The organism is Amycolatopsis sp. WAC 01376 (genome assembly GCF_003947415.1).
Classification (GTDB): domain Bacteria; phylum Actinomycetota; class Actinomycetes; order Mycobacteriales; family Pseudonocardiaceae; genus Amycolatopsis.
The window spans coordinates 424183-447756 of the sequence record NZ_QHKL01000006.1; the positions used below are offsets into that span (position 1 = coordinate 424183).

Here is a 23574-nt window from a genome sequence, read left to right on the forward strand (position 1 = left end):
GGACCAGTACCAGGCGACATATTCTCGACGTGATCGAGAATGGCAAGTATTCACACGGTCGCAAGGTGGCCGAGCTCGAAGCCGCGCTGGCGGCGTACACGGGCGCGAAGTTCGTCATCGGGGTCAACAGCGGAACGGACGCGCTCGTCCTCTTGCTACGGGCGGCGGGTCTCCGGTCCGGTGAGGAAGTGGTCGTCCCGGCCTTCTCCTTCGGCGCGACGGCGACTTCGGTCGTGCTCGCGGGCGGCACCCCGGTCTTCGCCGACATCGAGCCGGACGGGTACGGGATCGACCCCGCCGCGGTGGCCGACGCCGCGGGGGAGCGGACCCGGTTCGTCATGCCGACGCATCTGTTCTCGCAGCTCGCGGACATCGACGGGGTCCTCGGCGTCGCGCGCCGCCTCGGGCTCACGGTGGTCGAGGACAGCGCGGAGGCCATCGGCATGCGGCACCGCGGCGCCCACGCGGGACTGTTCGGCGCCGGTGGTGTGCTGTCCTTCTTCCCGACGAAGACGCTGGGCGCGCTCGGTGACGCGGGTGCGGTCCTCACCGACGACCCGCGGATCGCGGGGACCGTCGACGCGCTCCGCCACCACGGCCGGTTCGGCGGCACGATCGCCGACTTCCCCGCGATCTCGACGGAGACCGGGCTGCCCGGCTTGAACAGCAAGATGGACGACATCCAGGCGGCCGTCCTCCTCGCGAAGCTCACCGGGCTCGACGACGACATCACCCGGCGCGCGGAATTGGCTTCCCGGTACACCGAGGCACTCTCGGACGTGGCCGGGGTGCGCAGGCTGCCGGTGACGCGGCCGGACAGCGTGTTCTACGTGTACGTGGTCGAGGTGGACTCGCGGGACGACCTGGCGGCGCATCTGGCGGCGAAAGGCGTGCAGACCGAGGTGTACTACCCGACGCCGCTTCATCTGCAACCCTGCTTCGCCGGACTCGGCTATCGAAAGGGTGATTTCCCGAACGCCGAGAATGCCTGCCGTCACACTCTCGCGTTACCGCTGTATCCGGATATGCCGGCCGCCGATTGCGACCGGGTCTGCGACTCGATCCGCGATTTCTTTCCGGGGCGGCGCGGATGACGCTGCCGTTCTTCCCGACGGATCTCTTCGACGACGACCGCGAAGAACTTCTGGACATCGTCAGGATGGTCGGTCTCGCGCCGGAACAGAAATTCATTCTCGGAGTGCATACTGCCCGATTCGAGCAGGTCATCCGTGATTCGGTCGGTGCCGCGGACGCGATTGCTTGCGGAAGTGGAACCTCCGCGCTGATGCTGGTGCTGCGCGCGATGGACGTCGGCGCCGGGGACGAGGTGATCGTGCCCGCCTTCGGTTGCGCACCGCTCGCGGCCGCGCCCGCGCTGCTCGGCGCGACGCCGGTGTTCGCCGACATCGACCCGTGGACCATGGTCGTCGACCCCGCCGAGGTCGCCCGCCGGATCACCCCGCGCACCAAGGTGATCATGCCGGCGCACATGTTCTCGGTCATGGCGGACATGCCCGCGTTGCGCCGGATCGCCGCCGACGCGGGCGTGCGGCTGCTGGAGGACTCCGCCGTCGCACAGGGCGGGACGCTCGCGGGCACCCCGGCAGGGCGGTGGGGCGACGCGGGGGTGTACTCGTTCGTGCAGGTCAAGACGTTCGGCATGCCGGGCGAGGGCGGAATGGTCGTCACCGGCGACCGCGAGCTCGGCTCGGTGGTGCGGATGCTGCGCAACCACGGCCAGGACGGCAAGACCAGGTTCCTGTATCACCGTGTCGGGTACAACAGCCGGTTCGACGAGATCATGGCGGCGTTCCAGCTGTACCGGTTCCCGACCCTGTCCCAGCGGCTCGAATGCCGGGCGCGGATCGGCGAGTACTACACCGGACGCTTCGCCGAACTGGCCGGTTGCGGCGTCCTCGCGCCGCCGCCGGCCCGTGACGGACGGTGTTACTACGTCTATTCGCTCTTGAGTGAGCGCCGGGACGAACTCCGGGATCACTTGGCGGCGCAGGGGATCGGTTCGCACGTGTATTACCGGGCGCCGTTGCCGCGGCAGCCCGCTTTCGCCGGTTACACCCGGCCGGGCGACGCCTGGCCCGCGGCGGAGTCGGCCGCGCGGCGCACGCTGGCCATCCCGATCTACCCGCAGCTGACCGACGAGCAGGTGGAACGCATCGCGGACGCGGTGTGCCGATTCGCGAAGGAGTCTTGATGCAGCAGGTAACCCGGACGCCCGCGCCGAGTGAGGTCGCCGACGAGTGGCGCAGACGCGCGGAGCGCCCCGGACTGGCCCGGGTCATGCGTGCCTCCCAGCCCGCCGAACTCGCGGCCGAAACGACCGCGCGCACCATCGGGCTCGTCACGGGCCTGCTGCGTTCACTCGGCGGGGTGGGGGCCGCGCTGGAGATCGGGTGCGGGATGGGCAGGCTCACCCCGGCGATCGCGGCGCAGGCCCGCACGGTGACGGCGATCGACATGACCCCGCGGATGCTCGCGCTGGCCAAGGAGAGCTGCGCCCATCTGTCTACTGTGGACTTCGTGCACACGACCGTCCAGCGGCTTCCCTGGCAGGACAGGCGATTCGACGCCGCCGTCTGCGTGTGGGTGCTGATGCACGTCCTGGACGACGACGAGATCGCCGAAGCGTGCCGGGCGATCGCCGCGGCGGCCCGGCATCTCGTCCTGGTGGAGTACGAGGAGGCCGACATCCCGGTCGGCAGGTTCTCGAGGTTGCGGACCGTGGAGGAGTACTTGGCCCTTCTTCCCGGCGCCCACCTGCTCGAACGGCGTGAGCTGCACTACGGCGGCGACCGGTCGTTCGCCGCGCTGATCGCGCTGGACGACCCGCGATGACCACCCTTGCCGTCACTCGCGGCAAAGCGTACTTCCGGCTCGCGAAGCTCGACATCGTCGACTACTACCTCGGCGTGATCCTGGTGTGGACGCTGCTCGCGCCGGCGTCGAGGTTCGACGCGAGTGTCCTGGCGTCGGTCGGGGTGTTCCTGCTCGGCGAGGTGTTCGTGATCGCGGCGATGGTCGCGCTGGACGACCTCACCGGTTACCGCGACGGCAGCGACATCACGAACTACTCGCCCGACGACCTCCGGCGCAAGCGGTACCGCAAGCCACTGGTGGCGGGAACGCTGAACGAGGACCAAGTGCTGCGGTTCGCGTGGGCGACCGGTGTCATCGGTGCGGCACTGTGGCTCGCGGCCATCGCGATCGCCCCGCACCGTCCTGTGTGGACTGTCGTGCTCATTGTGGTCACCTACTTCTTTTCCTTGCAGTACTCGTGGGGCGTGAAGCTCAGCTATCACGGCTTCCAGGAGTTCTTCATCGCGGCGCTCGGCTGGGCGCTGGTGCTGGCGCCGTACGGTCTCGCCTCCGGTGAGTTCACCGGATTCGCGCTCGCCCAGGCGCTGCTGTTCGGGCTGGGGCCGCTGCTGTTCGGCGTCTACTCCAACACCAACGACGTCGACGGCGACCGGCGGGTCGGCAGGCCGACGGTCGCGGCCCTGACCTCCCCGCGGGGCAACATGTTCTTCGTGATCGCCGTTTCGGCGGCCGAGTTCGCGCTGATCCTCGCCGTACCCGCGCTCGGCGGTCCCTGGTGGTTCCCGCTCGCGCTGTCGCCCACGATCGTGGCGCGGATCCGGCAGTTGTGGCTCGGGTTCGCGCAGGACGACATCCTGCGGGCGCGGATGCTCGGCATCCGGATCCACCGGCTCACCGTGCTGATACTGGTCGTGGTGAACCTGGTGGTGATCACGTGACCGACGTCGACGTGGCGGTGGTCGGCGCGGGCGTCGCCGGGCTCACCGCCGCGTACCGGCTCGGCCGGTCGGGGCGGGAAGCGCGGGTCTTCGAAGCGGCCGACGTGGTCGGCGGCCGGATGACGACGCTGCGCGAGGACGGCTACCTGATCGACACCTGTGCCGAGCAGATGGCCGAGCGGGGTTACGAGGCGACCTGGCGGCTGCTGGCGGAACTGGGCGTCGACGCCGCCGCGGCGCCGCGGATCGGCCGTGGCATCGCGATGTGGCGGGGCCGGGCGCGGTCCGGCGTCGCGCAGCCGCGAGGATTGCTCACCGGAGCGGGGCTGTCCCTCCGGGCGCGGCTGGACGCGGCGCGCGTGATCCGGGGGAGCTTCGACACCGAACGCCCGGAGGCGTCCCGGCTGGGCGGGGGCACCGTCGCGGAGTTCGCCGCACCGCATCATCCGGATCTCCTGGACTACCTGCTACAGCCGGTGGTTTCCGGCTTCTTCGGCTGGGATCCGGCGCGTTCGGCGGCCGCGCCCCTGCTCGCCCTGCTGACCGCGGTGGGACGGCGGCGGACCTGGCGGGCGTACCGCGACGGCATGGACACCTTCGCCCGCGCTCTCGCCGCGAAAACGGACGTCAGCACGGGGTTCCGGGTCGATCAGGTCGTCGATGACGGTTCCTCGGCGCGGATCCTCAGCGGCACGCGCGAGATCACGGCGCGCGCGGTCGTGCTGGCCGTGCCCGCCCCGGTGGCCGCGCGGCTGTACCCGCGGCACGGCTCGGACTTCCTCGACGCGTGCTCGTTCACCCCGGTCGTCAAGGCGCATCTGCTGCTCGATCGTCCGCTCGGTGGTCCCGACTACGCCTTGATCGTGCCGACCGCGGAGAACGGCACGGTGTCCACGGTGATCTTCGACCATCTGAAACACCCCGGCCGCGCGCCGGAAGGCCGCGGACTGGTCACGCTCATGGCCCATCCGGCCGTGGTGCCGGATCTGCTCGACGCCTCCGACGAGGACGTGGCGAGCCGGTTGGCAGGCGCCGCCGAGCCTCTCGTCCCCGGCCTGAATTCGGCGACCCGCCGCTCGATCGTCCGGCGGGTGCGGCACGCGGCGCCCGAAGCGACGCCTCGGGCACTCGCCCTGCGGGCCTCGTTCGAGGCGGGTCTCGGCCGTGGCGTCGTCGACTACGCGGGTGACTGGGTGTTCCTGAGCCCGTGCAGCGAGGCGGCCGTCCGCTCCGGTATCCGGGCCGCACGACGGCTCGCCACTCGTCCGGCGGAGGAAAGGGCCCGATGAAACCGCACGACATGGGAACGCTCTTCGACCAGTGCGCGCACGCCGGGACGAGGGTCCACCTGGACCGGCCGTTCGACATCGCGCCGACGCGCGGCACCGAGTACACGGTCGCCGAACTCGCCGGGCTGGTGCGGGACGCCGCGGGATGGTTGTCCGAAGCCGGTGTGGGGCCGGGGGATCGGGTGGCCATCGTCAAGCGCAACCACTGGGACTACGACCTGCTCGCCTGCGCCGCGGTGCGGATCGGGGCGGTCCCGGCGAAGCTGTCCGGCCTGCTGCCGGACGACACGGTGGAACTCCTGCTGAAACGCCTCGGCCCCGCGGTGCTCGTCACCGATCGGCCGGCCCCTGGCGCGGACCGGGTCCTGCGAATCGAGGAGTTCGCCGCCGCGTCGGCGCCCGCGCCGCACCGGAGGCACGACGACGAACCGCTGCTCATCTGCCACACCTCCGGAACGACCGGAACACCGAAACTGGTCGTCCACACGACGCGGACGATCATCGACCGGCTGGCGCGGCCGGAGTCGGTCCGCTGGCCCGTCCTCGGGCTCCGGCGTGACGACGTGCTGGGCAACGCCAGCGCGTACGCGCACGGCCGCACCTTCTGCTGGACGGCGTCGGCCCTGTGCCTCGCGCCGAAGGAGATCGTGATCCTGAGCGATTCCTCTTCGGCGGCAAAGGTGTTCGGCCGTCATCGACCTACCGTCATCGAGGCACTCCCGTCGGCGTACGTGCGCTGGCGGCCGCTCGCGGACACACCGGAGAACCCGTTCCGCCGGGTGCGGAGGTTCGTCAGCACCTACGACGCCGTGCATCCTCCGGTGATCAGGACGATGCTCCACGCGACCCGCCGGAAGCGTCCACTGTGGATGCAGGGCTGGGGTCAATCGGAGACGGGACCGCTCTCGTTCCGGTTCTTCACCAGACGTTCCGCGCATACGACCCGTGACCTCGGCAGGCCGTTGCCGGGCCTCGCCCGGTTGCGGGTCGTCGACCCGGAGACCGCCGAACCGGTGCCGCGGGGCACCGCCGGGCTGGTGCTGGCCCGCACCCGCGCCCGATGCGTGGCGTACGTGGGTGAACAGGATCGGTGGGAGGCCAAGGCCCACGGCCCGTGGTGGAACACCGGAGACCTCGGCGTGGTGAGCCGGACCGGCGCCGTGACCCTGCTGGATCGCGAAGTCGACAGCGTTCCCGGGATGAGCTGCCTCGCGGTGGAGGACAAGATCGAAGACCGCCTCCCGGCCATCGCCGAATGCGTGCTGCTTTCCGCGGCGGGACAGGCGCCGATCCCGGTCGTCGTGACCGACACCGGCCTCGATCCGGCGCGCTGGCGGGCCGCGGTACTCGACCTGCCGCCGCTGGGGGAGCCGGTGGTTCTCCCGTGGGACGAGGTCCCGAGAACGGGCACCGGGAAGGTGCGGCGACTGGAACTGCTGGCGCGGCTGACCGGGACGGCCGAAACTCATGGATCGGGAAGGTGGACGTGACAGACGTGACGCTGACTTACGTGTTCGACAACGACAGTGGACACGCCATCGAACAGCATCGCTGTCTTTCCGAGGCGTATGACCCGATCACGTTGGCGCGACTGGGGGAGACCGGCGTCTGTGATGGCTGGGCTTGTCTCGAGGTCGGCGCGGGCGGCAGCGGCGTCGCACAGTGGCTCGCCGCCAGGGTGGCGCCGACCGGGTCGGTGCTGGCGACCGACATCAAGACCGGCCACCTCGCCTCCGGGCCGGGGTTGACCGTGCTCCGGCACGACATCGTCCGAGATCCGTTGCCCCGCGCCGATTTCGACCTCATCCACGCCAGGCTGGTACTGCAGCATCTGCCCGAGCGGGAGGCCGTGCTTCGCAAGCTGGCGCGTGCCCTCAAACCGGGCGGCTGGATGCAGATCGACGAGTTCGACATCTCCTACGGTCCGGTGCTGCTCGCGCCCGACGCGCGATCGGCGGAGCTCTACGAGAAGTTCTTGGCGGCCAAGGAAAAGACGTTCACCATGGCGGGCGGGGACGGCACGTGGGGCCGCCGCGCCGCCGCGTCGATGGCCGCCGCCGGCCTGGTCGACGTCGATCCGGTGCCTGTGCTCTTCCCGTGGCGGGCCGGCTCACCCGGGCTGAACCTGCTGATCCATCACACCCATCACCTGCGGGACAAGCTGATCGCGGCCGGCCTGACCGACGACGAGCTCGCCGAGGTGCGTGCGGTCATGGCGGATCCGGGATTCCGCGCGTCTTCGTGCGTCGTGTACTCCGTGCACGGCAGGCGCGCCGGATGAGCACCGCACTCGACACGGTGACCGTGGCGGGCCCCGTCGACCTGCCGCTGGCCGGTGAGCTCGACGTGCAGGCCGCCTGCGGGATCATGCACGTACACGGCCGGAGGTCCGGCGGGCCGACCCGGCTGGGACTCGACTACGCGTCCATCCTCGCGGCCGAACTCGCCGACCTGGGCACCGTCGCGCTGAAGCTCGCCAACAGCCGGGGCATCCCGCTGCGCGGCGTGTCCACTTCACTGGCGCAGGCGGCTTTGCTGGCGATCTCGCAGTATCTCGCGGCGGCGACGACCGACGACGATCACGAGGAGCCGCTGGTTCCCGGCGGACCGCCTTTCCGCTCGGCCGACGGGGTCTTCTTCGAGATCGAGACCCTCGATCCGGCGGTGTGGCAACGGTTCTGGGCGGGTCTCGGCGTCGACGAGCGAACAACTTCCCGTAGCTGGCTGCCGTTCATGCAACGCTTCGCCACCGCGACCTGCCCCTTGCCGCCGCGGCTGCCGGAAACCCTTGCCGCCCGGCCGATCGCCGAGATCGAGGACGCCGCCGTCCGGTCCGGTATGACGCTGGTGCGAGTGGCGGACCGACCGATCGAAATCTCGCCCGCGTTCGTCGTGAGCGGCGATGGCCGCGGGTACCGGCCGGTCCGGCCGGTGGAGCCACTTCCCTTGTCCGGCTTGGTCGTGCTCGAATCCTGCCGCCGGGTCCAGGGTCCGTTGGCGGGTCACCTGCTCCGGCTGCTCGGCGCGACGGTGCTGAGGATCGAACCACCGGGCGGCGACCCGCTGCGCTGGGTCCCGCCGATCGCCGGGCGGACGTCGGCCAGGTTCCGCGCGCTCAACGACGGCAAGGAAGTCGTCGAGATCGACCTGAGCACCCCGGAAGGCAGGAACCACCTGCTCGAACTCGCCGTCGGCGCCGACGTGTTCCTGCACAACTGGGCGCCGGGCAAGGCCGGGCGATGGTCGCTGCGTGCCCTCGATCTGGCGCGCGCCCGGCCGGGGATCCTGTACGCGCACGCGTCGGGCTGGGGCACCGGACTGGGACCGGAACCCCCGGTGGGCACGGATTTCGTCGTGCAGGCCCACGCGGGGGTCCCGTCGTCGCTGATGACGATCGTCGACGTGTTCGGCGGGATCGTCTGCGCACACGGGATCGTGACGGGCCTGGCCCGTGGCGCCACCCGCGTCGACTCGTCGCTCCTGTCCGCGGCGGGCAGGCTCAACGCGGGCGCGCGGCGGTCCTGCGACCGCCCGTTGACCGTTCCGGTGTGCGACGACCTCGCCGCCCTCGGCGCGGATCCCCGCTTTTCCCGCGCGCTGATCCACACCGGCTGCGTACTCGTCGGATCGCCGTGGGAATTCAGGTCATGACCTGGGTGTCGGCGACCGGGGTGATCCTGCGTGACCTCGTGCCCGCCGGGTTACGCCGCGGATGGGTCCGATGTGGACACTGCCCGGATCGCGAGCTGTACTCGTTGTTCCGTGACCGGGTCCGCGAGCATCCGCTTCGCACGGCGGTGATCGACGACGAGGGCGCGCTCGACTACACGACGCTGGACGCCGCGGTGCGGAAACTGGCGGCCCGGCTTTCGGTCGCCGGATGCGGTTCGACGGATATCGTCGCGGTGCGGGAACCCGACGGACGTGACGCGGTGATCGCCGAACTGGCCGTCTTCGCCCTCGGCGCCGTGGTCTTGCCACTGCCGTCCGGCTCGGACAGCCTCCTCGACCGCGCGGGTGTCCGGTTCGTCATCGGGAACGGACGAGTGGAGGGATCGTCGGATCCGCGCCGCGCCGCACACCTCCGTCCGCACCCGGACGCTCCGGCCAGGATCCTGGTGTCGTCCGGCTCGGAGGCCGAGCCGAAGATGGTCGCCTACTCGCACAACGCTTTCGCCGGCGGCCGGGCCAACTATCTCCGTGCCGTCCATGGCGGCACCACGGCGCCTCGCGACCTGGTCCTCGTCTCGCTGACCTCGGGATTCGGCTCGTTCGGAGTGCCGGTGACGCTGTGTCTCGCCGGCGGCACGCTGATCTTGACACGCCGGTTCGGGGCGGGCGCGGCACTCCGGCTGATCACCGAGCACCGTCCGACGCAGGTGTTCGCCGTACCCGCGATGTGGCGGCGCATGGTCGAGCACCCCGCGACGGTGGACACCTCCGGACTCGTGTCCATCGTGTCGAGTGGCGACACGCTGCCGCCTTCGACACGCGACGAGTGCCGTCGGCGGTTCGGCGTCCGGATGATCGACATCTACGGCTCGTCCGACGGCGTCAACTGTCATACGACGGAGCCGGAGAACGGTGTCGGCGTCCCGGATCCCGCCGTCTGCGAGATCCGCCTCGTCGACGGCGAAATCTGCGCACGAGGTCCCATGACACCGTTGTGCTACGTCGCCGCGCCGGAACTGGACGCCGCGAACCGGCTCGACGGGGGTTGGGTGCGGACGGGCGACAACGGCCGGTTCGACGACCAGGGCAGGCTCCACGTCACCGGCAGGCGCAAACGCGTGGTGATCCGCGGCGGGTACACGATCAGCCCGGCCGAGGTCGAGTTCGCGATCGGGGACCATCCCGCGATCAGCGAGGTCGCCTGCGTCCCGGTCCCGGACACCGGCCTGGGGGAACGGCTCTGCGCCTGCGTGACCGTCCGTGACGGACACTCGCCGACGTTGACCGAGCTCACGGCGTTCCTCACCGCCGGAGGCCTCGCCGTCCGAAAACTGCCGGAACTCCTGCTCACCCTTCCCGAACTCCCGCTCGGCCGGACCGGCAAGGTCTGCCATCGCACGCTCGCCGGTCTCGCGGCCCGCCGCTGCCCGTCATGATTCGCCTGCCCGCTCCCGGGTACTCGAAAGATCGGCAACGGAACCGACGAGACAGGAGATGCCGTGCACAGCTCAACGCTCCGGGAAGTGACCGCACGTGAAGGCCCCTTCGCGTCGGTCTACTTCGACAACTCGCACAACACCGAAGACGCCGCCGCCCAGCTGGACCTGCGCTGGCGCTCGATCCGCAAGCAACTCGCCGACGAGGGCGCGCAAGAGCGGACCCTCAGCGCACTCGACGCCGCGGTGGCCGCCGCACCGCCGTCGGAGGGCAGGGCCGGACGTGCCCTGGTCGCGGGCGGTGACGAGGTCGTACTCGACGAGGAGCTCGTGGAGCCGCCGCCCCGGGAGATCGTCCGCGTCGCGCAGCAGCCGTACCTGCTCCCGCTCCTGCGGCTCACCCCGGTCGTCGTACCGCATGTGGTGGTGGTCGTGGACAAGACCGGGGCCGATCTGTTCGCGGCGGGCGAGGACGGCGCCGAACGGCGGACCGTCCAGGGTGAGGAGCATCCGGTGCACAAGGTGCGCGGGGGCGGCTCTGCCTACTGGAACATCCAGCACCGGGTGGAGGCCGTCGCCGAACGCAACGCCGCGGACGTGGCGCGCGAAGCTGTCGAACTCGCGGACTCCATCGGTGCCGAGATGCTGATTCTCGCGGGTGAGGTGCAGGCGCGGACGCTGGTGCGTGAAGAACTCGCCCCGCGGGGCAAGGAAAAGGTCGTCGAGCTCGAAGAAGGCGGCCGAGCGGACGGCAGTGCCCCGGAAGCGCTCGAAGCCGAGGTCCGCCGCGTCCTCGTCGAGCACGCGGAACGCCGTCGCCAGGACGTGATCGAACGCTTCCGCGTCGAACAGGGCCGTGAGGGCGGACTGGCGACGGACGGACTCGCGCGAACGGCCGCGGCCCTGCGTTCGAGCGCCGTCGAGACCCTGCTGATCGACGCCGACTCGCTGGCGGATCGCCTGGTCTGGGTCACGGACGACCCGACACAGATCGCGACCACCAGGGAAGAGCTCGAACTTTCAGGGACCGGCGCGGAAGCCCTGACGGAATGCCGCGCGGACGAAGCGCTGCCCGCGGCCGTGCTGTCCGAAGGCGCGGACATCGTCCCCGTCAGCGGCGAGGGTCTGGCGGAGGGCGTCGGGGCGATCCTCCGGTTCTCGATCTGATCCCACGCCTTGGCTGGCAGGCGATGGTGGTGAGCGGGGAAAATTCCGGACACTGAACGTCCGGAATCTTCCCCGCTCAACGTCCCAAATCCTCCACGCTCGACCGTGCCGCGGCGAGGTCCCAGTGAGTAAGCAAACGCCGATTCGCTCTAGTGAGGGATGAGGCAGAGGTGGCGTCAGTTCGGGGTGTGTGGAAACAGAGACGTTGAATGTCCCTATTTCCACACACCCCTTCCGGAACAGGTGTTCACAGGACCTGTCACGCTGGACTGTGTGGATTTTGGGACATCTGACGTCCCGAAATCCACACAGTGAGGGGCGCGGTTCGACAGCGTGACCAGGGCCGAAGGCTCCCATCGCCGCATCAGACACGGTGAAGGGAGCCTTCACCCACCACCGACCGCGCCCGCTAACATGCCACCTAGCTGCCAGAAAGTGTCCCTTGTGGACGCTCAGTGGGATGCCGCCACGGCGTCGCGGGCCTTGTCGCCGCCGGCGACGGAGCTTTCCCGTGCGCAGTGGGCGCAGCAGAAGAACCGGTCCTCCACCTGGATCCCGTGCCCGACCACGCGGCATCCGCAGTGGTCACAGATCGGGGCGAGCTGGTGGATCGCGCATTCGAAGGAGTCGAAGGTGTGCATCGCTCCCTCGACGGTGCGGATCTCGAAGGTCTTCTCGTAGTCGTTTCCACAGACTTCGCAGGTGGCCATCGGTCTTCCTCCGGGTAGTGCTCGTGGTTCTGTCACCGGTTACCCGGCTCGCTTCGTCGGCAACCACGGCTTCGCCCGCGGCACCGGAAAAGCGGTCCGGGCCGCCCGGGGCGGCTCAGGAAGCCGGCCCTGACCGCACAGCGTCGGCCGCCGCCGAGGCCAGGGAGAGTTCTTCGCGCGACCGCACGGTCAGGACCGGTATCCGCGCTTCCCGGTCGCTGATGACCGCGTCCTTCGCCCGTTCGGAGGACAGACCGCCCTGAAATCCGAGTACGCCGAGTCCGCGCGCGATGGCCTCGGCGACCTCCGGCTGGTCCCAGCCGATGTCGCCGGTGAGCACCAGCGCGTCGACGTGGTCGAGGCTCGCCGCGACGGCGGCGATTTCGCGGCGAGCGCGGTGTTCGAACACGGCCATGGCGAACTGGGCCCTGACGTCACCGGCCCGGCTGTCCTTGACCAGCTCACGGGTGTCGTCCGAAGTGCCGGACAACCCGAGCAGCCCCGAATGGTGGTAGAGACCGTCTTCGAGTTCGTCCAGCGCGACGTGCCCTTCCCGCAGGAGCCACAGCAGCATGCCGGGGTCGACACTGCCGGACCGTTTGGCCATCATCGTGCCTTCGAGCGGGGTGAAGCCCATCGACGTGTCGACACTGCGCCCGCCGGAGACCGCGCAGACCGAGCTGCCACCGGACAGATGCGCCACGAGCAGGTTCAGCCCGGCCGCCGGGCGGGAAAGCAGCTCGGCGGCACGCCGGACCGCCCACGCGAACGAATGTCCGTGGAAGCCGTAGCGGCGCAGATCCCAGCGTTCACGCCAGCGCGCGGGCAGCGGATAGGTTCGCGCGACCTCCGGCAGGCCGTGGTGGAAGGCGGTGTCCGGGCAGACGACGTGCGGAACGTCCGGCAGCAGGCCGGTCAGCTGCTCCAGGAGGGCTTCGGTGTTCGGGACGTGTTCCGGCGCCAGCGATTTCGCCGCCGCGATCGCCTCGCGCACGCCCGCGTCCACCACGGACGGCGAGACGAGCGCGGACCCGCCGTGCACGAGCCGGTAGGCGACCATGTCGACCTTCAATCCGTCCACAAAGGACTGAACGTCTTCGGTGGCGTCGGCGGGCCGCTTGCCGATCTCCGCCGAGTCGACGACGTCCTCGCCGTCGACCACATGCAACCGCAGGCTGCCCGAGCCGGGGTTGACGGTGAGGATCCTCATGTCCGCCACCGCCATCCGGTGATCTCCGCCGGATCCTGACCGTCCTGATAGGACTGACGCAGGACGGCGTCCCGCCGCCGGATCAGGTCGCGCGCGAGGTCACCGCCCGCCGAACCCCAGCCAGGTGCCCGACGGACGGCGTCGGCGGCGAGGTCGTGGCGGGTCATCCGGTTGCTCGCGAGCAGATCGAACGGGGTGGTCGTGGTGCCTTCCTCCAGGTAGCCGTGCACATGGAAGCGGTCGGTGCCAGGACGTCCGTGCAGGACCTCGTGCACCGCGGACGGGTAACCGTGGAAGGCGAACACCACCGGGGTCCCGTCGCCGAAACAGTCGGTGAACGCCTCCTCGGATATCCCGTGGGGATGCCGGTCCGGCGGGCAGAGCGAGAGCAGGTCGACCACGTTCACCACCCGCACCCGCAGGTCCGGCGCGGCTTCGCGCAGCAGCTGGGCCGCGGCCAGGGTTTCGACGGTCGGGGTCGTCCCGGCGCAGGCGAGGACGACATCGGCGGTGTCTTCGGTGGTACTCGCCCACGGCCAGACCGAGGCGCCGGCACGGCAGTGCGCGCGGGCCTCCTCGGGAGAGAGCCACTGCGGACCGCTCTGTTTCCCCGCGACGACGACGTTGATCAGGCCGGTCGAGCCGAGGCAGCGGTGCATCGTCTCCAGCAGCGTGTTCGCGTCCGGTGGGAGATAGATCCGCGAGGTGCTGGCCTTCTTGGTCAGCATCTGGTTGATGAAGCCGGGGCCCTGATGGCTGTACCCGTTGTGCTCCTGGCGCCAGCCGTCGCTGGTGAGCAGGTAGTTCAGGCTCGCCACCGGTGCGCGCCACGGCACCTCGTCCGCCATCTTGAGGAATTTGGCGTACTGGTTGACCATGCTGTCCACAATGGACACGAAGGCTTCGTAGCAGGGGAACAGGCCGTGCCGTCCGGTGAGCAGGTAGCCCTGCAACCAGCCTTGGCACAGATGTTCCGACAGCACCTCGTGCACGCGGCCGCGCGGGCCGAGATGCTCGGTGTACCCGGGAACGTCACGGTCGAACTGGCGTGGTGTCGCTTCGAGAAGCGCGCCCAGCTTGTTGGACTCCAGCTCGTCCGGGCAGACGACGCGGAACGTGGCGGGCGCGCGCCGGACGAGTTCCGCCAGCCACTCGGCGAGCACTTCGGGGGCGCTCGCGTCGGCGGCGCCGGGCTCGTCGACCGCGGCGGCGTACTTCGCGACGTCCGGCAGCGGGCGATCGCGGCGAAGCCGTCCTCCGTTGGCCTGCGGGACCCGGCCGAGCCGCAACCCGGGGTCGGGCGGCACCGTCAGGATGTCCTCGGCCGGGACACCGTTCTCGTCGAAGAGTTCCTCCGGCCGGTAGGACCGTAGCCAGCGTTCCAGTGCGGCGAGTTCGCGCGGATCGTCCGCGGCGCCGGACAGGGGGACCTGGTGGGCGTGGAAGGTGCCTTCGAGTGGCGTTCCGTCCGGCGTGGTCGCCGGCAGGCCCGCTCCCTTGGAGCTCCGCAGGACGATCATCGGTGGCGGGCCCGCGTCGCGCTCGTGTGCTCGCGCAAGCGCCTCGGCCAGCGGTGTGTCCGGGTCTTCGCTGTCGCGGACGTCCACCAGGATCGGGCTCCAGCCGCAGCCGGTGAAATAGGCGGCGAGTTCGTCCTCGGACATCGCTTCGTAGATTGTCGGCGACGCGATCTTGTAGCCGTTGAGGTGCAGGATGGGCAGCACGCTGCCGTCACCCTTGCCGGTGAATTTGGGGCTGTGCCAGGCGGCGGCGGTCGGCCCGGTCTCGGCCTCCCCGTCGCCGATCACGCAGGCGACCAGCAGCCCTGGATCGTCGAAGGCGGCACCGAAAGCGGTCGCGAGCGCATACCCGAGCTCCCCACCCTCATGGATGACGCCAGGGACTTCGGGGGACAGGTGACTGGGGAAACCACCGGGCCAGGAGAACCGTTCGACGAGTTCGGTGAGCCCACGCTCGTCGAGAGACAGCCGCGGGTCGTACTCCGCGTGAGTGCCCTCCAGCCAGAGGTTGGCGTGGATGGCGGGCGCGCCGTGGCCGGGTCCGGTGATGAGCAGTGTCCGTTGCCCGGTCTCGGAAACGAGGCGATTCAGGCCCGCGTAGACGAGGGTCAGGCCGGGGCAGGTGCCCCAGTGCCCGAGTGGCCGCGGCTTCAGGTGTTCGGGCCGGAGGGGCTCGCGGAGCAGGGTGTTGTCCTTGAGATGGATCATCGCCGCGGCGAGGTAGTCGCACGCCCGCCGGTACCGCCGTAGCGTCCCGGTTTCGGTTCCGCCAGGCACCGGTCCTCCTTTCCGAGTGGGTTTTCGGAAGGGGTACCCGGTGCTGGAGCGGCTAACCCGGGACGACCAGGCCGGATTCGTAGGCGAGCACCACGAGTTGCGCGCGGTCGCGGGCGTGGAGTTTGGTCATGGCGCGGTTGACGTGGGTTTTCGCGGTCAACGGGCTGATCACCATCCGGTCGGCGATCTCGTCGTTGGACAGGCCTTGCGCGACCAGGGCGACGGCTTCGCGTTCCCGGTTCGTCAGTTCCTTCAGCCCCTTTCCGGTGCCGGTGCGAGGCGGCTGGGTGACGTACCGGTCGATCAGCTTGCGGGTGATCGACGGCGCGAGCAGGGCGTCGCCGCGCGCGGCGACGCGTACCGCGTGAAGGAAGTCCTCGGGCTCGATGTCCTTGACGAGGAATCCCGCCGCCCCCGCGCGAAGGGCGTTGAAGACGTACTCGTCCAGGCCGTAGTTGGTCAGGATGACGACGTGCACGCCGGACAGGGCCGGATCGGCGGCGATGCGCCGGGTCGCTTCGATGCCGTCGACGACGGGCATCTGGATGTCGATGAGCGCGATGTCGGGCAGGTGTTCCTTGGCGAGTGCCACGCCTTCGCGGCCGTCGGCGGCTTCGGCCACCACCTCGATGTCGTCCTCGACGTCGAGCAGCGCGCGGAACCCGCTGCGCAGAAGCGGCTGGTCGTCGACCAACAGAACACGGATCACGACGTTCGCTCCACGGGAAGTTCGGCTTGGACGGAGAAGCCGCCCGCGGTTCGCGGTCCGGCGTGGAGCCTGCCGCCGAGAGCGGTGACCCGTTCACGCATCCCCAGCAGCCCGACACCGGGGATCGGCTCGGTGTCCGGGGTGGCCTTGCCGTCGTCGTCGACCTGGATGGCGACGGCACCCGGACGGTGGTCGATCCGGATCGACGCGGTCGTGGCCCCGGCGTGCCGGGCGATATTCGTCAGGGACTCCTGGACGATCCGGTACGCGGTGCGGTCCGCCGCCGCGGGCAGGTCGTGCCGTTGCCCCTCGACGGTGAGCGTCGCGTCCAGACCGGTCGCCTGCGCCCGTTCCACCAGGTCGGCGATCCGGTCGAGTCCGTGCGGCGGATTCGTCTCGTCGTCACGCAGGGCTTCCAGGGTCGCCCGCAGCTCCCGGGTCGCTTCCCGGCCCGCCTCCCGGATCGCCAGCAACGATTCCGGCACCGGCTCGCCTCGTTTGGCCGCCAGGTGGACGGCGACTTCGGCCTGCACCTTGATGACGGAGATCTGGTGGGTGAGGGAATCGTGCAGTTCCCGCGCGATGTGCAGCCGCTCCTCGTCGGCCCGGCGCCGCGCGGCCTCCTCGCGGGTGCGCTCGGCCTCGTCGGCCCGGCGTTCGGCCTGTCGCAGCGCCTCGCCCGCCGCGCCGGCGGCGATCAGCCAGGCCAGTTGGAGAGCGTCCCGGCTTTGGGTGAGTGCGTCACTCATGGCGGTGGCGTTGCCGGACACCAGGATCGCCAGCGGCAGCGCGCCGACCATGAGCAGCGATCCGGCCACGGCGACGATCCAGTGACCGGCCCGGACGGCGGCGTAGACGGCGACCAGATAGGCGACGACCGGCACGGTGAAACCGACGGCTTGGTATCCGAGCGCGCACACGCCGGTCACGGCCAGCACCGTGAGCGGAGCCCTGCGGTGCGCGGCGAGCGCCAGGCCACCGGCTGCCAGCAGTACGTAGCCCAGCGGGTCGAAACTCGAGGAGGAGCCGGACAGTTCCGTGACCAGGAGAACCGCCGTCACCCCGGCGGCGATCGCCCAGTCCCAGATCCCGATCCGGCCCCTGCTCATGCGTGCACACTAGCCAGCCGTCCGGCCGCGCGACTCCTCCGCGGGGACGATCCGACGGCTACCGCGCACGCAGTAGTTCCGGAGCTTCTACGGCGTCGGCGGCAGTCCGGATTGTCTGCGTCCACGGGACGACCCGAGGCGGGCGGGCGGACACCATCAAGGGGCATCCAGTCATCGAGAGAAGGAGTGCCCCATGTCGGTCCACCAACTACTGGCCGCGAACGAAGCCACCGGCGCTTACCTGACCGCCGGCCGTCTCTGGTCGCTGGCGGCCGTGCTCGCCGGCCTGATCGGGGTGATCGCCGGCGGGCTCGCTCGTTTCCGTTCCGGCGGCACCCGGCGCGGAGCCGTCGTGGCCCTGACGGCTGGTCTGCTCGGCATGGCAGGCGGCGGTTTCGTGGTGGTCGCCGCCAAGGGCGGTCCCGGCACCGGCTACGGAATCGTCGGCGGCTTCATCGCCCTGGCGATCGGACTGGTCGCCGCGGCCCTCGGCGTCCTCACCCTCAAGCAGGCTGGGCGTCCGCCGGTCGCTCGCTCAAACCACGGGTGGTGACGACGCGCGCGCTGCCGTCGGCCAGGTGGTAGGACAATCCGGCGACAGCGGTTTCTCCGGCTTCGATCTTGTCGGCGAGCAGCCGCGAACGGTCGACCAGGAGGTCGACGGTGTGCCGGATGTGCTCGTCGATGATCTCGTCGTCGCCGGTGAGCCCGGCGGCGCGGGCGGCGAGGATGCTCGGGGTGACCCGTTCGATGACATCGCGGACGAAGCCGTTGGTGCCGAGTCCTTCGGTCAGCGCCGCGCGGGTCGCGGCGACGGCGCCACAGGAGTCATGGCCGAGCACGACGACCAGGGGACAGTCGAGGATGCTGACGGCGTATTCGATGCTGCCCAGCACCTCCGAACCGGCGACGTGACCGGCGGTGCGCACGACGAACAGATCGCCGAGCCCCCGGTCGAAGATGATCTCGGCGGCGAGCCGCGAGTCGGAACAGCCGAAGAGGACAGCGAACGGACGCTGTCCCGGGGCTGTTTCGGCGCGGCGGGTGACGTCCTGGTTCGGGTGCTCCGGGGTGCCGGCGATGAAACGCCGGTTACCGGCGAGCAGAAGGTCGAAGGCCTCGGAAGGGCTCGGCGGCGCGTCGCTCATGAAACGGAGATTACCGGCTGTCGCCACGGGTGGCAGAGCGTGTGGTCCGGTTCATAGCGGTCCGCGGCCACCGCCGCCTCACGTCACTGATCGAGTCGTCCGGCGACGGCGCGCATGGCGCGGCCGACGGCCTGGAGGTCTTCGGGCGCGATCACGTCCACGAAGTGTTCGCGGACGGTGCGGAGGTTGTCCGGTGCCGCGCGGCGCAGGGTCTCGTGCCCTTCGTCGGTGAGCCGGGCGCGCACGCCGCGGCCGTCGTCGGCGGTCGATTCCCGCTGGACGAGGCCGCGGGTCTCCAGCCCGCTGATGCGATGCGAGAGCCGGCTGCGCGAGTAGTACGCCGATTTCGCGAGGTCCGCCATGCGCATCGACCTGCCGGTGGCTTCGGACAGTCGCACCAGGAGTTCGAACTCCGCCAGGGAAAGCCCGTGCTCCTCGCGCAGCCGCCGGTCGAGCAGGTCGATGAAGCGCACCGATCCTTCGATGAACGCCCGCCAGTCACGCTGCTGTTCCGTGTCGAGCCAGTTGGTCACGGCCACACCGTAACAGTTGACGCCTTCAACCACTTCGGTCTAGCTTTGGTTGAAGACTTCAACTAGATGGGGAGCACGATGGCGAACGAAGCCTGGGTGATGCAGGAGAAAGACGCGGAAGTCATCGAGAAGCCCGCGTTGTGGTTACTGGCCGACGGCGAGCACACGGGCGGGTTCCTCGGCGCGAACCGGTTGTCCCTGCGCGCCGGGGAACCCGGCACGAAACCGCACTATCACCAGAAATCCGCCGAAGCCTTCTACGTGCTGGACGGAGCGTTGCGGATGCTGGTGGGCGCCGAGACGCTCACGGTCGAGCGGGGTGGCTACGTGGTCGTCCCGCCGGGTGTCCGGCACGCGTTCGCCGCGCCGCCGGACGTCGCCGCGGACGTCCTCATCACGCTGGCGCCCGGCGTCGAACGGTTCGGCTATTTCCGTGTCCTGCCCGAGATCCTGCGCGGAAACGTCGCTCCGGAGGAGGTCGAGCGCATTCACGAACGGTATGACGTCCACTTCGTCGACGTGCCGGAATGGGACGAGCGCGACCGTTAGCCGGTCAGTTCGGCCGGACCAGGCGCGGGAACCCGGCCGCGTGGAGCCGCCGGGTGGCTTCGTCGTCGATGCTGATCCTCCTGACCGAGCCGGCGCCCAATCCGGTCATCACCATCGCGACGAGCATGAGGGGGACCAGCACCGTGCGCACGAGCATGGCCCAGCAGGCCGCCGCGCCGATCCGGCCGCCGTCCTTGATCCGGACGAGCCGGGTCCCGGTGAGGACGGCGCCGAGAAGGCGGCCACCGCCGAAGAACAGGCCATAGAGCACCGGAACGGCGATCAGCAGCCCGAGCAGTGTCAGGAGCGGCGCCTCGTCGGGCAACGCGCTGTCGCGGGTCGCCACCGCGAACACGACGAAACCGAACGCCGCGCTCAGCAGATAGACGGCGAAGTCCACGAACCAGGCCGCCAGTTCCGCCCACTCGCTTGCCGAGACATAGAGGGTCCCGTCGTCGAACGCGCCGAGTCGTTTCGCGACCTTCGGGCCGAGTACGTCTTCGACCTGCTCCTTGGCGACGTCCAGCCGTCCGGTCATGGCGTGCCCCACCTGTCTCAAGTCGTCGCCGCGTGCGCGGACACTATGCGGGAGAGCCCGGGCTGTGGTGTGAACAGCCCACAGTGACCGCTCGTTCCGTGCGGCGGACGTGCTTCGATATGAGCCCGGCGGTTTCGCGGGTGAGGAGGTCCATGGCGAGCGGAAGTGAGGTCCACCGGCGGCCACTGACGAGTTATGTCGGCCGCGCGGACGACGAGAACGAGGTACGACGGCTGCTCGGCGCGGGACGCTTGGTCACCTTGACCGGGGCAGGCGGCGTGGGCAAGACACGGTTGGCCGCGCAGGTGGCCAGTTCGCTCACCCGGGCCTTCCCCGGTGGCGTGGCGGTCGCCGGATTGGGGGAGCTGCGGGACGAACGGCTCGTCGCGCGCACGGTCGCCGACGGCCTCGGTCTGCACGACACGGCGGGGCGGACCGACCTGGAGGCGGTGGTGTCGTACCTGCGTCCCCGGCGGTCGTTGCTGGTGCTGGACAACTGCGAACATCTCCTCGCCGGGAGCGCGGACCTGGTGACGGCGTTACTGCGTGACTGCCCGGACCTCGTGGTCTTGGCCACCAGCCGGTGCTCGCTGGGGGTCCCAGGCGAGCATGTCCTGACGATCCCGCCCCTGGCCGTACCCCACGCAGAGAACACGACATCCCAAGAGGCGCTCACGTTCGGCGCGGTGCGGCTGTTCGCCGAGCGCGCCGCCGTCGTCGTGCCCTCGTTCGAGGTCACCGAAAGCAACGTCGCGGATGTCGTCCTCCTGTGCCGGCGGCTCGACGGCCTGCCGCTGGCGATCGAACTCGCGGCCGCCCGGATCCGCGTCCTGTCGCCGTCGCAGATCGCGGACCGGGTCGAGGACGACCCGGGTGTACTGGCCACCGGGCTCCGGACGCCCGTCGAGCGGCATCGGACGCTGCGCGCCACCCTCGACTGGAGCCACTCCCTGTGTACCGCGACCGAGCGGACCGTCTGGGCGCGCTGTTCGGTGTTCGCGGGGCAGTTCGACCTGTCTGCGGCCGAGGACGTCTGTACCGGAGACGGCGGGCCGGCCGCCATGGCCGTGCTGGACGCGGTGGACGGCCTGGTCGACAAATCGGTGCTGGCCCGCGTCGACGGCACGGACAGGGTGCACTACCGGATGCTCCGGCTCATCCGCGAATACGGCGGCGGGCGGCTCGCCGATTCCGGTGACGAGTTCGCCATCGCGAGGAAGCATCGTGATCACTACGCCCGGCTGATCGAACAGGCCGCCGAGACCTGGTTCGGCCCGGGGCAGGACGAGGCGTACGAGCGCCTGATCGCGGCGCACGCCGACATCCGCGAGGCGCTTTCATGGTCGCTCCGCACCCCTGGGGAAAGCCCGGTGGCGTTGGAAATGGCCACCGGCGTGATCGAGTACTGGGTCGCCCGTGGTGCGGCATGGGAGCTGCGTGACTGGATCGATCGCGCCCTCGAAGCGGCCTCACCGGATACCCGGGGCCGGGCCCGGGGCCTGGCGATCGCGGCCCTTTGCGCGGCGCTGCACGCGGATCTGCCGCGTGCCCGGCAGCGGCTGACCGCCGCCGAGGCGATCGAGGACGACGAAGCCTTGCCGTACATCGCCCACGCGCGGGCCTTCGTGCGGATGCTGTCCATCGAGCCGAACTCGATGACCGAAGCGGCGGAGGCCGTGCGGGTCTTCGGTGAGCGAGGCGATGTACGGCGCCAGATGCACCCGATGTTCCTTCAAGGGGTGGCACTGGCTTACCTGGGCGATCTTCCTGGAGCGCGGGCGCTGCTGGGTTCGATGCGCCTGCGGTGCGAGGAAGCGGGGGAGTTCCGGTATCGCTCCATGGCCCTGTTCGGGCTGGGGGTCGCCGAGGTCTGCTTCGGCGGAGATCTCGACGACGGCGAACGCTTCATCCGTTCCGCGCTGGAGATCGACCTCCGCACGTCCGACGTGCTGTCCGCGGCGTACCGGGTGGACGGTCTGGCCTGGGTTTCCGCGCGGCGCGGGGAATGGGTCCGGGCGGCGGAGCTGTTCGGCACCGCCGCCACGCTCTGGGACCGCTGCAACGCCGTACCCGATGTGGCCGTCACCGCGACCCACACGGCGTTCTCCGAGGCCACCCGGAAAGCCTTGGGAGCCGAGAAGTTCGACGCCGCGTTCGCCGAAGGACGCCGGCGGAATCCGCACGATGCCCTGGCAGGCCCGCGGGCACGCCCGGAAGTCCCGTCCGCCGGTCTCCCGCCGCTGACGCCGCGCGAGTCGGAGATCGCGCGGCTCGTCGCGGCGGGGCTGTCGAACCGGGAGATCGCCGCGCGACTGGTCATCGCGCGGCGCACGGTGGAGACACATCTGCAGCACATCGCGCACAAGCTCGACTTCGCCAACCGGACGCAACTGGCCGTCTGGGTCGAGCAGCGAGACGCCGCCCGGAGGACGCGGTGATCAGCCGATCGGGCAAGTTCCCCGGTACACGGCGATCTTCGGATCGTTCGCCGGAAGCGGGCATAGGAACCGGTCGTACCTGGTGTCGTCGTCCACGAAGCGTTTCATCCACGAGATGCTGTACTTCGCGATGGTCACGTTCGGTTTCGTCGGCACCAGATGGCCTGCCCCGGCCAAAAGCACGTACGCCTTGTCCAGCGACTCGGGAAGGCTTTGGTAGAAGGGGCGGGAATAGGTGCCGTCCGGCGCGATGAAGTCGTTCTGCGCACTGAAGACGAAGGTGGGGACTTTCAGATCGGAGAACGTCGTGTTCGGATTCCAGCCCGTCAACGGGATCGCCGCCTTCAACGCCGGCGCCTTCTGTGACGCGATCAAGGCACCGCCGCCGCCCATCGAGTGTCCCATGACGGCGAGCCTGTTCCGGTCGACGCGACTTTTGGCCTGACTCGTTTCGGTGACGTAGCGCAGTGCCGCGAGCAGTTGCTCGGACCGGTTGTCCGGAGTGTCCCAGGTGCTCTTCGTCGAGAACGTGATGACGACGAAACCCTGGGAGGCCAGGCGCGGGCCGTACCACGCGATCGCCGCCTCGGATTCCAGGAAGCCGGGCGCGATCGCGATCGCGCCGAACGTGCCCTGGCCGGTGTCGGTCGGATAGTGGATCGTCCCGGCGCCGAAACCCTGTCCGGCCGGGACCTTCTCGGTGGCGATCTCGAATGATCCGCGGTCCGCTTCGATCGTGGCCGTGGTCGGCTCAGGGCCGCGGGCGTATGGACTTTCCTCGGCGGCGGCCGGTACCGCCACCAGGAGTGCGGTCACCGCGCCGACGACCGCGGCGGTCCACTGTGGTCCACGCTTCATCGCGTTTGTCCTCTCGGGAGAACCGTTCCGAGGTTGGAACGGTTTCCCAGATATAGCGGGACCGCGGCCGGGCGCGCGTCGTGGAAACTACTGAGAGGTGACGGCCTCCTCGGGTCGCTTTCTCGAAATTGTCACACG

The 23574-nt window shown here is 70.0% G+C and carries 22 protein-coding genes; 13 read left to right on the forward strand and 9 right to left on the reverse strand.

Annotated elements, in window-relative coordinates:
- Nucleotides 1–29 precede the first annotated feature (29 nt).
- The 10 genes from DMH03_RS28940 to DMH03_RS28985 all read left to right on the forward strand — a co-directional run bounded on the left by DMH03_RS28940 (nt 30) and on the right by DMH03_RS28985 (nt 11337).
- Nucleotides 30–1094 carry a DegT/DnrJ/EryC1/StrS aminotransferase family protein gene (locus tag DMH03_RS28940; RefSeq protein ID WP_233611697.1) on the forward strand — a complete coding sequence of 355 codons (1065 nt, stop codon included), beginning with the start codon at nt 30–32 and terminating at the stop codon, nt 1092–1094.
- A complete protein-coding gene (locus tag DMH03_RS28945; protein ID WP_125795133.1) occupies nt 1091–2212 on the forward strand; it encodes a DegT/DnrJ/EryC1/StrS aminotransferase family protein in 1122 nt (373 codons plus the stop codon). Before DMH03_RS28940 ends, DMH03_RS28945 begins: the two co-directional genes overlap by 4 nt.
- Nucleotides 2212–2853, forward strand: coding sequence for a class I SAM-dependent methyltransferase (locus tag DMH03_RS28950; RefSeq protein WP_125795134.1), 642 nt, complete (start codon nt 2212–2214; stop codon nt 2851–2853). Before DMH03_RS28945 ends, DMH03_RS28950 begins: the two co-directional genes overlap by 1 nt.
- Nucleotides 2850–3773 (forward strand): UbiA family prenyltransferase, encoded by a 924-nt coding sequence (locus DMH03_RS28955; protein ID WP_125795135.1) that lies wholly within the window; start codon nt 2850–2852, stop codon nt 3771–3773. The genes DMH03_RS28950 and DMH03_RS28955 overlap by 4 nt, the downstream gene beginning before the upstream one ends.
- A complete protein-coding gene (locus tag DMH03_RS28960) occupies nt 3770–5062 on the forward strand; it encodes an NAD(P)/FAD-dependent oxidoreductase (protein WP_125795136.1) in 1293 nt (430 codons plus the stop codon). The genes DMH03_RS28955 and DMH03_RS28960 overlap by 4 nt, the downstream gene beginning before the upstream one ends.
- Entirely contained in the window at nt 5059–6552 is a 1494-nt protein-coding gene (locus DMH03_RS28965; RefSeq protein ID WP_233611698.1) for a class I adenylate-forming enzyme family protein, read from the forward strand. Before DMH03_RS28960 ends, DMH03_RS28965 begins: the two co-directional genes overlap by 4 nt.
- Nucleotides 6543–7343, forward strand: a complete 801-nt coding sequence (locus DMH03_RS28970) for a class I SAM-dependent methyltransferase (protein ID WP_125795137.1) — start codon at nt 6543–6545, stop codon at nt 7341–7343. The genes DMH03_RS28965 and DMH03_RS28970 overlap by 10 nt, the downstream gene beginning before the upstream one ends.
- Nucleotides 7340–8713: a CoA transferase gene (locus tag DMH03_RS28975; protein ID WP_125795138.1), complete on the forward strand. Its 1374-nt coding sequence runs from the start codon at nt 7340–7342 to the stop codon at nt 8711–8713. Before DMH03_RS28970 ends, DMH03_RS28975 begins: the two co-directional genes overlap by 4 nt.
- On the forward strand, nt 8710–10170 hold the full coding sequence (locus tag DMH03_RS28980; RefSeq protein WP_125795139.1) for a class I adenylate-forming enzyme family protein: 1461 nt from the start codon (nt 8710–8712) through the stop codon (nt 10168–10170). The genes DMH03_RS28975 and DMH03_RS28980 overlap by 4 nt, the downstream gene beginning before the upstream one ends.
- Before the next feature lie 87 nt (nt 10171–10257).
- The gene (locus DMH03_RS28985) at nt 10258–11337 is read left to right on the forward strand and encodes a Vms1/Ankzf1 family peptidyl-tRNA hydrolase (RefSeq protein ID WP_125795140.1); all 1080 of its coding nucleotides are present in this window, start codon (nt 10258–10260) and stop codon (nt 11335–11337) included.
- A gap of 452 nt (nt 11338–11789) precedes the next feature.
- On the opposite strand, the gene DMH03_RS28990 is transcribed toward DMH03_RS28985, so the two are convergent.
- From DMH03_RS28990 to DMH03_RS29010, 5 genes are all read right to left on the reverse strand, one after another.
- Nucleotides 11790–12047, reverse strand: a complete 258-nt coding sequence (locus DMH03_RS28990; protein WP_125795141.1) for a Prokaryotic metallothionein — start codon at nt 12045–12047, stop codon at nt 11790–11792.
- Between the two features lie 115 nt (nt 12048–12162).
- The gene (locus tag DMH03_RS28995; protein WP_370310911.1) at nt 12163–13257 is read right to left on the reverse strand and encodes an acetate/propionate family kinase; all 1095 of its coding nucleotides are present in this window, start codon (nt 13255–13257) and stop codon (nt 12163–12165) included.
- Nucleotides 13254–15554 carry a phosphoketolase family protein gene (locus DMH03_RS29000; protein WP_125795142.1) on the reverse strand — a complete coding sequence of 767 codons (2301 nt, stop codon included), beginning with the start codon at nt 15552–15554 and terminating at the stop codon, nt 13254–13256. Before DMH03_RS29000 ends, DMH03_RS28995 begins: the two co-directional genes overlap by 4 nt.
- Before the next feature lie 52 nt (nt 15555–15606).
- Entirely contained in the window at nt 15607–16263 is a 657-nt protein-coding gene (locus tag DMH03_RS29005) for a response regulator transcription factor (protein WP_125795143.1), read from the reverse strand.
- Nucleotides 16260–17372 (reverse strand): sensor histidine kinase, encoded by a 1113-nt coding sequence (locus DMH03_RS29010; RefSeq protein ID WP_125795144.1) that lies wholly within the window; start codon nt 17370–17372, stop codon nt 16260–16262. Before DMH03_RS29010 ends, DMH03_RS29005 begins: the two co-directional genes overlap by 4 nt.
- 193 nt (nt 17373–17565) lie before the next feature.
- Here DMH03_RS29010 and DMH03_RS29015 point away from each other — a divergent pair, with 193 nt between their 5' ends.
- Nucleotides 17566–17925, forward strand: coding sequence for a DUF6223 family protein (locus DMH03_RS29015; protein ID WP_125795145.1), 360 nt, complete (start codon nt 17566–17568; stop codon nt 17923–17925).
- On the opposite strand, the gene DMH03_RS29020 is transcribed toward DMH03_RS29015, so the two are convergent.
- Both DMH03_RS29020 and DMH03_RS29025 read right to left on the reverse strand, forming a co-directional pair.
- Nucleotides 17876–18520 (reverse strand): carbonic anhydrase, encoded by a 645-nt coding sequence (locus DMH03_RS29020; RefSeq protein ID WP_125795146.1) that lies wholly within the window; start codon nt 18518–18520, stop codon nt 17876–17878. The genes DMH03_RS29015 and DMH03_RS29020 overlap by 50 nt on opposite strands.
- Nucleotides 18521–18603: 83 nt before the next feature.
- Entirely contained in the window at nt 18604–19053 is a 450-nt protein-coding gene (locus DMH03_RS29025) for a MarR family winged helix-turn-helix transcriptional regulator (RefSeq protein ID WP_125795147.1), read from the reverse strand.
- A gap of 78 nt (nt 19054–19131) precedes the next feature.
- Here DMH03_RS29025 and DMH03_RS29030 point away from each other — a divergent pair, with 78 nt between their 5' ends.
- Entirely contained in the window at nt 19132–19602 is a 471-nt protein-coding gene (locus DMH03_RS29030; protein WP_233611699.1) for a cupin domain-containing protein, read from the forward strand.
- A gap of 4 nt (nt 19603–19606) precedes the next feature.
- Here DMH03_RS29030 and DMH03_RS29035 read toward each other — a convergent pair whose 3' ends face one another.
- Nucleotides 19607–20140 carry a hypothetical protein gene (locus tag DMH03_RS29035; RefSeq protein WP_125795149.1) on the reverse strand — a complete coding sequence of 178 codons (534 nt, stop codon included), beginning with the start codon at nt 20138–20140 and terminating at the stop codon, nt 19607–19609.
- A 152-nt stretch (nt 20141–20292) separates the two neighbouring features.
- Between DMH03_RS29035 and DMH03_RS42985 the strand changes: the two genes are divergently transcribed.
- Nucleotides 20293–22578: a LuxR C-terminal-related transcriptional regulator gene (locus DMH03_RS42985; protein WP_125795150.1), complete on the forward strand. Its 2286-nt coding sequence runs from the start codon at nt 20293–20295 to the stop codon at nt 22576–22578.
- On the opposite strand, the gene DMH03_RS29045 is transcribed toward DMH03_RS42985, so the two are convergent.
- Complete coding sequence (locus DMH03_RS29045) at nt 22579–23436, reverse strand: dienelactone hydrolase family protein (RefSeq protein WP_125795151.1); 858 nt, start codon at nt 23434–23436, stop codon at nt 22579–22581.
- Nucleotides 23437–23574: the final 138 nt, after the last annotated feature.